11 protein-coding genes are annotated in these 12,036 nt (G+C 68.0%); all 11 read left to right on the forward strand.

The window, feature by feature from the left end:
- Positions 1-4 precede the first annotated feature (4 nt).
- A complete protein-coding gene (locus AC1RGU_RS01235; protein ID WP_159274365.1) occupies positions 5-751 on the forward strand; it encodes a flagellar basal body rod protein FlgF in 747 nt (248 codons plus the stop codon).
- Between the two features lie 23 nt (positions 752-774).
- The gene (gene flgG, locus AC1RGU_RS01240) at positions 775-1,557 is read left to right on the forward strand and encodes a flagellar basal-body rod protein FlgG (protein WP_062469245.1); all 783 of its coding nucleotides are present in this window, start codon (positions 775-777) and stop codon (positions 1,555-1,557) included.
- Complete coding sequence (locus AC1RGU_RS01245) at positions 1,557-2,252, forward strand: flagellar basal body L-ring protein FlgH (RefSeq protein ID WP_095946601.1); 696 nt, start codon at positions 1,557-1,559, stop codon at positions 2,250-2,252. The genes flgG and AC1RGU_RS01245 overlap by 1 nt, the downstream gene beginning before the upstream one ends.
- The gene (locus AC1RGU_RS01250) at positions 2,252-3,373 is read left to right on the forward strand and encodes a flagellar basal body P-ring protein FlgI (RefSeq protein ID WP_492694186.1); all 1,122 of its coding nucleotides are present in this window, start codon (positions 2,252-2,254) and stop codon (positions 3,371-3,373) included. The genes AC1RGU_RS01245 and AC1RGU_RS01250 overlap by 1 nt, the downstream gene beginning before the upstream one ends.
- Before the next feature lie 10 nt (positions 3,374-3,383).
- The gene (gene flgJ, locus AC1RGU_RS01255; protein WP_492694188.1) at positions 3,384-4,376 is read left to right on the forward strand and encodes a flagellar assembly peptidoglycan hydrolase FlgJ; all 993 of its coding nucleotides are present in this window, start codon (positions 3,384-3,386) and stop codon (positions 4,374-4,376) included.
- Between the two features lie 70 nt (positions 4,377-4,446).
- Positions 4,447-6,012 carry a methyl-accepting chemotaxis protein gene (locus AC1RGU_RS01260; RefSeq protein WP_492694190.1) on the forward strand — a complete coding sequence of 522 codons (1,566 nt, stop codon included), beginning with the start codon at positions 4,447-4,449 and terminating at the stop codon, positions 6,010-6,012.
- A 7-nt stretch (positions 6,013-6,019) separates the two neighbouring features.
- Positions 6,020-6,301, forward strand: coding sequence for a hypothetical protein (locus AC1RGU_RS01265; protein WP_447741797.1), 282 nt, complete (start codon positions 6,020-6,022; stop codon positions 6,299-6,301).
- A 190-nt stretch (positions 6,302-6,491) separates the two neighbouring features.
- Positions 6,492-8,072 (forward strand): methyl-accepting chemotaxis protein, encoded by a 1,581-nt coding sequence (locus AC1RGU_RS01270; RefSeq protein WP_492694192.1) that lies wholly within the window; start codon positions 6,492-6,494, stop codon positions 8,070-8,072.
- 16 nt (positions 8,073-8,088) lie between these two features.
- Positions 8,089-9,711: a methyl-accepting chemotaxis protein gene (locus AC1RGU_RS01275; protein WP_492694194.1), complete on the forward strand. Its 1,623-nt coding sequence runs from the start codon at positions 8,089-8,091 to the stop codon at positions 9,709-9,711.
- Between the two features lie 16 nt (positions 9,712-9,727).
- The gene (locus tag AC1RGU_RS01280) at positions 9,728-10,255 is read left to right on the forward strand and encodes a chemotaxis protein CheW (RefSeq protein WP_095946607.1); all 528 of its coding nucleotides are present in this window, start codon (positions 9,728-9,730) and stop codon (positions 10,253-10,255) included.
- A gap of 10 nt (positions 10,256-10,265) precedes the next feature.
- The gene (locus AC1RGU_RS01285) at positions 10,266-11,984 is read left to right on the forward strand and encodes a methyl-accepting chemotaxis protein (protein WP_095946608.1); all 1,719 of its coding nucleotides are present in this window, start codon (positions 10,266-10,268) and stop codon (positions 11,982-11,984) included.
- The last annotated feature ends 52 nt before the right edge of the window (positions 11,985-12,036 follow it).

Genomic DNA, 12,036 nt, shown 5'->3' on the forward strand with positions numbered 1-12,036 from the left:
CTTCGTGGATCGAATGCTGTATGTCGCCATGAGCGGCGCCAAGCAGGCCATGGAGCAGCAGGCCGTGGTCGCCAACAACATGGCGAACGTCTCGACGCCGGGTTTCCGCGCGCAGATCGCGACCTTCCGCGCCGTGCCCGTGGTCGGCGAAGAAGCGCCCACGCGCGCCTTCGTGGCCGCCACCACGCCCGGCGCCGACTTCACGCACGGCCCGCTCACGCAGACCGGCCGCGCGCTCGACGTGGCCGTGGGCGGCCAGGGCTGGCTGGTGGTGCAGGCGGCCGACGGCAGCGAGGCCTACACGCGCGTCGGCAACCTGCAGATCGGCGCCGACGGCCAGCTCACGACGATGGGCGGGCGCCCCGTGGTGGGCGACAACGGCGCACTCACCGTGCCGCCGGGTTCGGCCGTGAGCATTGCGTCCAACGGCCTCGTGGGCTCGCGCGACGCGGCCTCGACCACGCTCACTGGCATCGCCGAGGTGGGCCGGCTCAAGCTGGTCAACCCGCCCGTGACCGACCTCGTGCGCGGCGACGACGGCCTGTTCCGCATGCGCGCCGACCTGCCGCCGGCCGAGGCCGACGAGGCCGTCACGCTCATCTCCGGCGCCATCGAGGGCAGCAACGTGCAGCCGGTCGATGCCATGGTGGCCATGATCGCCAACGCCCGCAGCTTCGAGATGCAGATGAAGTCGCTGCAGACCGCCGACATCAACGCGCAGACCGCCAACAAGCTGCTGGCCTACGGCTGACCCTCTTCCAGGAACTCCTTTCAATGATCCGCTCCCTCTACATCGCCAAGACCGGCCTGGACGCGCAGCAGACGCAGCTCGACGTGGTCTCCAACAACCTGGCCAACGTCGGCACCACCGGCTTCAAGCGCAGCCGCGCCGTGTTCGAAGACCTGGTCTACCAGAACCTGCGCCAGGTCGGCGGCCAGAGCTCCGACCAGACGCGCCTGCCTTCGGGCCTGCAGGTGGGCACCGGCGTGCACGTGGTCGCCACCGAGCGCATCCACTCGCAGGGCAACCTCACCAAGACCGACAAGCCGACCGACGTGGCCATCAGCGGCAGCGGCTTCTTCCAGGTGCTGATGCCCGATGGCACCACCTCGTACACGCGCGACGGCTCGTTCCAGACCGACCGCGACGGCCAGCTGGTCACGGCCAGCGGCTTCCCGGTGCAGCCCGCCATCACCATCCCGGCCAACGCCACCAGCATCACCGTGGGCCGCGACGGCATCGTGTCGGTGGTGCAGGCGGGCGGCACCAACACCGTGCAGGTCGGCCAGCTGCAGCTCGCGACCTTCGTCAACCCGACGGGCCTGCAGAGCCAGGGCGAGAACCTGTATGCCGAGACCGACGCCTCGGGCGCACCCAACCAGGTGAACCCCGGCGTGGACGGCGCGGGCACGCTGAGCCAGGGCTATGTCGAGGCCTCCAACGTCAACGTGGTGGAAGAGCTGGTCAACATGATCGCCACCCAGCGCTCGTACGAGATCAACAGCAAGGCGGTCCAGACCTCGGACCAGATGCTGCAGCGCCTGGCCCAGTTGTGATGCGGGCGGGGGTGCGTCTTCTTCGCCGTGCGGCGGCGCTGCTGCTCGCCACCGCGCTGGCCGCCGGCTGCGCGCAGGTGCCGCGCGAGCCGCTGGTGCACCAGCCGATGACGGCGCGCGCCGACCAGTACGCGGCGGTGCAGGCGCGGCGTGCGCCGGGTGCGATCTTCCAGGACGGCCCCGGCGCCAACGCGCTGTTCGAAGACCGCCGCCCGCGCAACGTCGGCGACATCCTCACCATCCTCATCAGCGAGAAGGTCAACGCGACCAAGAACTCGGGCGCCAATGCCAGCCGCACGGGCAACACGACCAGTGTGTTCGCGGCCATTCCCAAGCTCATAGGCGGCCTGCTCGACGGGCAGGAGACCAAGCTGTCGGGCACCAACACGCTCAACGCCAAGGGCGGCGCCAACGCCAACAACACCTTCAACGGCGTGATCACCGTCACCGTGACCGACGTCATGGCCAACGGCAACCTGCTCGTGAGCGGCGAGAAGCAGATGGGCATCAACCAGGGCACCGAGTACATCCGCTTCTCGGGCGTGGTGAACCCGCGCACCGTGTCGGGCAACAACACCGTGCCCTCGACGCTGGTGGCCGATGCGCGCATCGAGTACTCGGCCAAGGGCTACATCGATGAAGCCCAGCACATGGGCTGGATGCAGCGCATCTTCCTCAACGTGATGCCGTTCTGATGACACACCTCCAGGCTTCACCTAATTCGAATCGCTGGCGCATCGCGGCGCTGTGCGCGCTCCTGTTCATCGCGCCCGCGCATGCAGAGCGCCTGAAGGAACTCGCCAGCATCCAGGGCGTGCGCGACAACCCGCTCATCGGCTACGGCCTCATGGTCGGCCTGGACGGCACGGGCGACCAGACGATGCAGACGCCGTTCACCACGCAGAGCCTGAACAACATGCTGCAGCAGCTGGGCATCACGATCCCGCAGGGCGTGAACATGCAGCTCAAGAACGTGGCGGCCGTCATGGTGACGGCCACGCTGCCGTCGTTCGCGCGGCCGGGCCAGAACATCGACGTCACCGTGTCGTCCATGGGCAATGCCAAGAGCCTGCGCGGCGGCACGCTGCTGATGACGCCGCTCAAGGGCGTGGACGGCGCGACCTACGCGGTGGCGCAGGGCAACATGGTGGTGGGCGGCGCGGGTGCGTCGGCCAACGGCAGCAAGGTGCAGGTCAACCAGCTGAGCTCGGGGCGCATTCCCGCCGGTGCGCTGGTGGAGCGCACGGTCGAGGCACCGGTGGGTGCGGAAGGCTCGTTCACCATCGAGCTGAACCGCTCCGACTTCGGCACCGCGCAGCGCGCCACGGACGCCATCAACCGCCAGTTCGGCGCCGGCACCGCAGAGGCGATGGACGCACGCGTGATCCGCGTGCAGGCGCCCGAGCCGCAGCGGCGCGTGGGCTTTCTCGCGCAACTGCAGGAGCTCGAGGTCACGCCCACGCAAGCGGGCGCACGCGTGGTGGTCAATGCGCGCACGGGCTCGGTCGTGATGAACCAGGCGGTGCGCGTGAAAGACTGCGCCATCGCGCACGGCAACCTGTCGGTGGTGATCAACACCGAGCCGGTGATCAGCCAGCCGGGCGCGTTCTCGGGCGGCAGCACGGTGGTGGCGCAGACCTCGCAGATTTCCGTCAACCAGGGCGGTGGCGCGATCCAGATGGTGCGCGGCGGCGCCTCGCTGGCCGATGTGGTGAAGGGGCTGAACAGCCTGGGCGCCAACCCGCAGGACCTGGTGTCGATCCTGCAGGCCATGAAGTCGGCCGGTGCTTTGAGCGCCGAGCTCGAGATCATCTGAGGCCGACGGCATGACCATCTCCCCCAACAGCGCGTGGACCGGCACCGACGCGGCCAGCCGCAGCGGTGCGCTCGACCAGCGTTTCGCACTCGACGTGCAGGGCGTCGATGCGCTGCGGCGCACCGTGCGCACCTCGCCCGAAGAAGGCCTGCAGCAGGTCTCGCGCCAGTTCGAGGCCTTGTTCATGAACATGGTGCTCAAGAGCATGCGCGAGGCGACGCCTTCGAGCGGCCTGCTCGACAGCCAGGACCAGAAGGTCTACCTGTCGATGTTCGACCAGCAGCTCACGCAGAACCTCTCGGGGCGCGGCGTGGGGCTGGCCGAGGCGATGCTGGCGCAGCTGCGGCGGCAACTGCCTTCGGCGGCGACCGAAGCCGACGATGGCATCGGCACACGGCCCATGTCGCTGGAGTCGCCCCCCGGCCTGTCGTACGGCCCGCGCGCGGGCATCCCCATCGGCTCGGCGCCGGGCGCGCGCGTGTCGACGGCGGCCGACCTTGGCGTCTATCAAGTCAGGAGCGGCCCCGCACCCGTCGCGAACGCCTCGCTGCAAGGCCAGGTCGATGCGTTCGTGGACCGCATGGGCGCCTCCGCGCAGGCGGCCAGCGCCGCCAGCGGCGTGCCCGCGCCGCTGATCCTGGCGCAGGCCGCGCTCGAATCCGGTTGGGGCAAGCGCGAGATCCGCGCCGACGACGGCACGCAAAGCTTCAACCTCTTCGGCATCAAGGCCGACAAGGGTTGGAAGGGCGCGACGGTCGAGACCACCACCACCGAATACATCGACGGCGAGCCGCAGAAGGTGCGCGCGAAGTTCCGCGCCTACGCCTCGTACGAGGAGGCCTTCACCGACTACGCGCGCTTCATCACGCGCAACCCGCGCTACGCGAACGTGCTGGCCACCGCCGACCCGAACGAGGCGGCGCACGGCCTGCAGCGCGCGGGCTATGCCACCGACCCGAAGTACGGCGAGAAGCTGGTTCGCATCATGCAGAAGTTCGGCTGAGCCGCTCGCACAGCCTGACTGCCCGGACCCGAGAACAACGACACGAGAGGCCCCGAGAGGAGACAAGCGAATGACGATAAAGAACTGGACGATCGGAATGCGGCTGGGCGCCGGCTTTGCGCTGGTGCTGGCGCTGCTGGTGGCCGTGGCGGGCATCGGCGTGCTGCGGCTGCAGGGCGTGGGCGAGGCCACGCAGGACATGGCCTCGCGCACCCTGTCGAAGGAGCGCCTGGCCACGGCCTGGCAGCTGGGCACGGCCACCAACAGCGTGCGCACCTTCTCGCTGCTCAAGAGCGACGACGCGCAGGTGCAGGCGCACCTGCAAAAGCAGATTGCCGCAACCAGCGCCACCATCTCCGAGACGCAGAAGGCGCTCGAGGCGCTGCTCGTGTCGCCGGAAGAGCTGGCGCTGAGCGCCGACATCCAGAAGCGGCGCGGCGAGTACATCGCGCTGCGCCAGCAGATCCTCCAGCTCAAGACCGAAGGCCGCAAGGACGAGGCCGCGACGCGCACCGACACGCAGCTGCTGCCGATGATCGACGGCTACGACGCGGGCATCCGCGCCATGGTGGCGCACCAGCAGAAGCACATCGACAGCACCGCCGCCGCCATCGACGCGCAGTACCGCGCGGGCCTCATCTACATCGTCGCGCTGGCCGTGGCCGCGCTGGCGCTGGGCGCGGTGCTCGCATGGCTGCTCACGCGCAGCATCGCCGATCCGGTCGCCGAGGCGCTGCTGATCGCCGAGACCGTGGCCTCCGGCGACCTGAGCCAGGAGTTCGAGACCGAGCGCGGCGGCGACTTCGGCCGGCTGCTGCGCGGCATGGGCGAGATGGAAGACACGCTCACCGACCTCGTGACGCGCATCAAGGCCTCGACCGATTCGATCGCGGTGGCGTCGCGGCAGATCGCGGCGGGCAACCAGGACCTGTCGTCGCGCACCGAGGAGCAGGCGAGTTCGCTCGAGCAGACGGCGGCGTCGATGGAAGAGCTGACTTCGACGGTGAAGCAGAACGCGGACAACGCGCGTCAGGCCAATCAGTTGGCGGTGTCGGCTTCCGAAGTTGCTGTCAAAGGCGGCGCTGTGGTGTCGCAGGTCGTGGACACGATGGGCTCGATCAACGCCTCGTCCAGGAAGATCGTCGACATCATCGGCGTGATCGACGGCATCGCGTTCCAGACCAACATCCTGGCGCTGAATGCAGCGGTTGAAGCTGCCCGCGCGGGTGAACAAGGCCGAGGCTTTGCAGTCGTGGCCTCCGAAGTCCGCAGCTTGGCTCAACGTTCCGCAGCCGCCGCCAAGGAAATCAAGACCCTGATCGGCGACTCGGTGGAAAAGGTCGAAGAAGGCAGCAAGCAGGTCGCAGAAGCCGGCCGCACGATGGAAGAGATCGTAGGCAGCGTCAAACGCGTGACGGACATCATGGGCGAGATCACGGCGGCGAGCCAGGAGCAGACCTCGGGCATCGAGCAGATCAACCAGGCGATCACGCAGATGGACCAGGTGACGCAGCAGAACGCGGCACTGGTCGAAGAAGCGTCGGCGGCGGCGCAGTCGCTGCAGGAGCAGGCGGGCGCCCTGGTCGAGGCCGTGAGCACTTTCAAGCTCGACGCCGACGAAGCCGTTGCGGCCTGAACGCCCCGTGTCCACGCATTTCCATCCGAAAGCCCTGCGCCGCGTCGGCATGGGCTTCGCCGCATTGCTCCTGCTGCTGGCCGTGGCGCTCTTCCTCGGCTTCCATGTCGGCACCGGCTGCGCCTGGGCGCTCCATGCCGTGTGGGCGCTGGCGGGCGCCGCCGGCCTGACGGGCCTGGGTCTCGCGGGCCTTGCGGCGCACGCACGGGCCCGTGCAAGCCACCACGACGCCAAGGTGGCCGAGCGGCTGGACCGGGTGTTCCAGCATGTCAACGCCACCGACGCCTGACAGAGAACGCATGCGCCCGCGCCCCGATCCGCACCGATATTCAGAAAAAAGACTCAAGTCTGGCGGCGCGCTGCCGATAACAGGGAGACGGGGTGGCGCAGGCCGCTGCCCCGCCATGCCGTCATGTCATGCCGGTGGCCCGCCGCGCGATGCGGCCACCGTCCCCCGTTATTGAAGGAAGAGAAGCGCAATGAGTTTGAAGGATCTGAAAATCGGCACCCGCCTGGGGCTCGGCTTCGCGGTGCTGCTGCTGCTGATGGCGTTCATTGCGGGCACCGGCGTGCTGCGCCTCACGAACGTGGGGCAGGCGACCGACGAGATGGTGCAGGGCGCGCTGGTCAAGGAGCGGCTGGCGGCCGAATGGCTCAGCCTGCTCAAGTCGAACACCGTCGCCAACTACGCGATGGTCAAGACCACCGACCCCGAGGTGGCGGCCTACTTCGCCAAGCTCCAGGCGGCGGGTTCGGCGCGCATCACGCCGGCGCAGAAGCAGCTGGAAGCCATGCTCGCCACGCCGGAAGAAAAGGCGCTCTATGCCGCGGTGGTCGCGGCGCGCGTCGTCGTGCTCGAGACCGTGGGCATGCTCAACAAGCTCAAGGACGAGAAGAAGATCGACGAAGCCAATGTGCTGGTCGACACCAAGTTCAGCGCGGCGCTCTCTGTCTACGCCGGCGCCGTCGAAAACCTGGCCAACCACCAGCGCGAGAAGATCGACGCCGCCGCCAAGGGCATCGCGACCGACCACACCGAAGGCCGCACCACGCTGCTCGTGCTGTCGGCCATCGCGCTGGTGCTGGGCGCGCTGTTCGCGTGGCGCCTCACGCTGGGCATCGTGCGTCCGCTGGGCCATGCGCTCGAAGTGGCCGAGACCGTGGCGGCCGGTGACCTGAGCGCGAACATCCGCGTGGACAGCCGCGACGAAGCGGGCCAGCTGATGCAGGCGCTGAAGGACATGAACGCCAACCTGGCGAAGGTGGTGGGCGAAGTGCGCACGGGCACGGAAACGATCGCCACGGCCTCGGGGCAGATCGCTTCGGGCAACCAGGACCTGTCGTCGCGCACGGAAGAGCAAGCCAGCTCGCTGGAGCAGACGGCGGCATCGATGGAAGAGCTGACCTCGACGGTGAAGCAGAACGCGGACAACGCGCGGCAGGCGAATCAGCTGGCCGTCTCCGCTTCGGAAGTCGCAGTGAAGGGTGGGGCGGTCGTGTCGCAGGTCGTGGACACGATGGGCTCGATCAACGCCTCGTCCAAGAAGATCGTCGACATCATCGGCGTGATCGATGGCATCGCGTTCCAGACCAACATCCTGGCGTTGAACGCTGCTGTTGAAGCCGCACGCGCTGGCGAGCAAGGCCGAGGCTTTGCGGTGGTCGCATCCGAAGTTCGCAGCTTGGCTCAACGCTCCGCAGCCGCAGCCAAGGAAATCAAGACCCTGATCGGCGACTCGGTGGAGAAGGTCGAGGAAGGCAGCAAGCAAGTCGCAGAAGCCGGCCGCACGATGGAAGAGATCGTGGGCAGCGTGAAGCGCGTGACGGACATCATGGGCGAGATCACCGCGGCCAGCCAAGAGCAGACCTCGGGCATCGAGCAGATCAACCAGGCGATCACGCAGATGGACCAGGTGACGCAGCAGAACGCGGCGCTGGTCGAAGAAGCCTCGGCGGCCGCGCAGTCGCTGCAGGAGCAGGCGGGCAGCCTGTCGCAGGTCGTCGGCGTGTTCCGCCTCGGCGGCAGCAGCAGCCACGGCAACGCGCTGGCACTGGCCTGAAGGCGACGCACCGGCCATGCGTGTCAACCTGCCCGTCACCGACATCGAATACGAACTCTCGAAGGAAGAGGCCCTGGTGTCCCGCACCGACCTCAAGGGCCGCATCACCTACGTCAACCCGGCCTTCGTCGCGGCCAGCGGCTTCACGGCCGCCGAACTCCTGGGCAAGGCGCACAACATCGTGCGCCACCCCGACGTGCCGCCCGAGGCCTTCGCCGACCTGTGGCGCACGCTGGACCAGGGCCTGCCGTGGACCGGCCTGATCAAGAACCGGCGCAAGAACGGCGACTTCTACTGGGTGCTCGCCAACGTCACGCCGATCCGCCACCAGGGCCGCGTGGAGGGCTACATGTCCGTGCGCAGCCGTCCCGCGCGCGAGGACGTGATGGCCGCCGATGCGCTCTACCGCCGCATGCGCGAGGGCGAGGCCAAGGGCCTCGAGCTGCTGCAGGGCGAAGTGGTGCGCAGCGGCTGGGCCAATCCGCTGGCGCGGCTGCGGCGCATCCCGGTGCGCCGCCGCGTGCTCGGCGTGACCGTCTCGGCGGCTGCGCTGTCAGCGGGCCTGGGCGCGATGGGCTGGATGGAAGCGTCCCGACTGGTGGCAGCGTCCGGCGCCCACAGCTGGCTGCCCACCGCCGTGGCAGCGGGCAGCCTCGGCGCCGCGCTGGCGTGGCTGGGCCTCGGTGCGTTCCTCGGGCGCACGGTGTTCCGTCCGCTCGATGAAGCCATCGAGGTCGCGCGCACCATCGCGGGCGGCGACCTCGTGCGCTTCACGGTGCGGCCTGGCGACGAGATCGCGGGGCTGCTGCGCGCGCTGAACCAGATGAGCGCCAACCTCTTCGCGATCGTCGCGGACGTGGGCGCGAACGTCGCCGGCGTGATGTCGGCGTCGAGCCAGATCGCCTCGGGCAACGAAGACCTGTCCTCGCGCACCGAACAGCAGGCCAGCTCGCTCGAACAGACAGCGGCGTCGATGGAAGAGCTGACCTCGACCGTGAAGCAGAACGCGGACAACGCGCTGCAGGCGAACCAGCTGGCCGTCTCCGCTTCGGAAGTGGCGGTGAAGGGCGGCGCGGTGGTCTCGCAGGTCGTGGACACGATGGGCTCGATCAACGCTTCGTCGAAAAAGATCGTCGACATCATCGGCGTGATCGACGGCATCGCGTTCCAGACCAACATCCTCGCGCTGAACGCGGCCGTGGAAGCCGCGCGCGCGGGCGAGCAGGGCAAGGGCTTCGCCGTGGTCGCGTCGGAGGTGCGCAGCCTCGCGCAGCGCTCGGCCGCGGCCGCGAAAGAAATCAAGACCCTCATCGGCGACTCGGTGGAGAAGGTCGAGGCGGGCAGCAAGCAGGTGGCCGAAGCCGGCCGCACCATGCAGGAGATCGTCGGCAGCGTGAAGCGCGTGACCGACATCATGGGCGAGATCACGACGGCGAGCCAGGAGCAGACCTCGGGCATCGAGCAGATCAACCAGGCCATCGCGCAGATGGACCAGGTGACGCAGCAGAACGCCGCGCTGGTCGAGGAAGCGTCGGCCACGGCGCAGTCGCTGCAGGAACAGGCGGAGGGACTGGTCCGGGCCGCAGGGGTATTCAGGACCGGGGCGGGCGAGGGTGCCGGCGCCCGGGATGCGTATTGAACGAGGAGAAGAACACATGTTGAACAACACCAGAGACACCACATCGCCGCGATCGAATGGCGCGGCGCCGTCCGCGTCCGCCGTGGCCAACCGCCTGGAGGTCGTGACCTTCAAGCTCGGCGACGAGGAATACGGCATCGACATCCAGAAGGTGCAGGAGCTGCGCGGCTACGACGCCGTGACGCGCATCGCGAACGCGCCGGACTACATCAAGGGCGTGGTCAACCTGCGCGGCATCATCGTGCCGATCATCGACATGCGCATCAAGTTCGAGCTGGGCGCACCCACCTACGACCAGTTCACGGTGGTGATCGTGCTGAACATCTCGGGCCGCGTGGTGGGCATGGTGGTGGACAGCGTGTCGGACGTGATCACGCTCACGGCCGAGCAGATCAAGCCGGCGCCCGAGATGGGCTCGGTGCTCGACACCGACTACCTGATCGGCCTGGGCACGCTGGACGAACGCATGCTGATCCTGGTGGACATCGACCGGCTGATGTCCAGCGAAGAAATGGGCCTCATCGAAGCCGCAGCCACCGTTTGAGGACCACCCCATGACATTCTTTTCGAACCTTCGCATCGGCACCCGCCTGACCCTTGCCTTCGCCATCGTGCTGGGGCTGACGCTCATCTCCAGCGCGGTGGGGCTGATGTCGGCGCACAAGAACGCCGAAGCCACGCGCATCATGATGCAGAGCCCGCTGGCCAAGGAGCGGCTCATTTCCGACTGGTACGTGCTGACCTACTCGGCCATCGCGCGCACCTCGATGATCGCGCGCACCACCGACGAAGCGCTGCCGATGCTCTTCGCCGACGTGATCTCCGAGAGCGTGAAGAAGGGCAGCGAGACCATGGCCAAGGTCGAGGCGCTGCTGGTCACCGACGAGGAGAAGGCGACCTACAAGTCGATCGTCGAGCTGCGCGCCAAGTACCAGGCCGCCAAGGACGAGGTGACCCGCGCCAAGGCCAGCGGCAACACCGTCGAGACCGTGCGCGCCTACCAGCTGTCGTTCCAGCCGGCGGCCAAAGCGTATGAAAACCGCGTGCTCGAACTGCTGGCCATCGAGCGCCGGGCCATCGACGACATGAGCCACGCCATCGACGCGGCGAATGCGAAGAGCTTCAACCTGCGGCTGCTGCTGACGGCGCTCACGGTGCTGCTGGGTGGCCTGTTCGCCTTCTTCATCTCGCGCAGCATCGTGCGTCCGCTGGCCAAGGCCGTGGGCGTGGCCGAGACGGTGGCCGCCGGCGACCTGAGCGCGAACATCCGCGTGGACAGCCGCGACGAGACGGGCCAGCTGATGCAGGCGCTGAAGGACATGAACGCGAATCTCGCCAAGGTGGTGGGTGAAGTGCGCACGGGCACGGAGACGATCGCCACGGCGTCGGGGCAGATCGCTTCGGGCAACCAGGACCTGTCGTCGCGTACCGAGGAGCAGGCCAGTTCACTGGAGCAGACGGCGGCGTCGATGGAAGAGCTGACCTCGACGGTCAAGCAGAACGCGGACAACGCGCGGCAAGCCAATCAATTGGCGGTGTCGGCCTCTGAGGTCGCCGTCAAGGGTGGCGCGGTCGTGTCGCAGGTGGTGGACACGATGGGCTCGATCAATGCCTCGTCCAAGAAGATCGTCGACATCATCGGCGTGATCGATGGCATCGCGTTCCAGACCAACATCCTGGCGCTGAACGCTGCTGTTGAAGCCGCACGCGCTGGCGAGCAAGGTCGTGGCTTTGCCGTGGTCGCCTCCGAAGTCCGCAGCTTGGCTCAACGCTCCGCAGCCGCCGCCAAGGAAATCAAGACCCTGATCGGCGACTCGGTGGAAAAGGTCGAAGAAGGCAGCAAGCAAGTCGCAGAAGCCGGCCGCACGATGGAAGAGATCGTGGGCAGCGTCAAGCGCGTGACGGACATCATGGGCGAGATCACGGCAGCCAGCCAGGAGCAGACCTCGGGCATCGAGCAGATCAACCAGGCGATCACGCAGATGGACCAGGTGACGCAGCAGAACGCGGCGCTGGTCGAGGAAGCCTCGGCCGCCGCGCAGTCGCTGCAGGAGCAGGCCGGCGCCCTCGTGCAGGCCGTGAGCGTCTTCAAGCTCGACGCGAACGCGGTCGCAACGACCCGCGCCAGCTTCACGCGCATCACGCCGATTCCCAAGCCGCCGAAGCCGACGCCCAAGCCGCGCGCCAAGGCGCTGCCCACGCGCCGCGAGCCCACCGGGACGCCCCAGCTGGCCATGGCCGGCGATGCCAAGGGCGACTGGTCGGAGTTCTGAGAAAGACGGCATGAATGTGTGCGCCCTCAACTTCGGGCGCGCGCTGCCGATA

The sequence above is a fragment of the Variovorax sp. GW823-FHT02B07 genome, assembly GCF_058797695.1.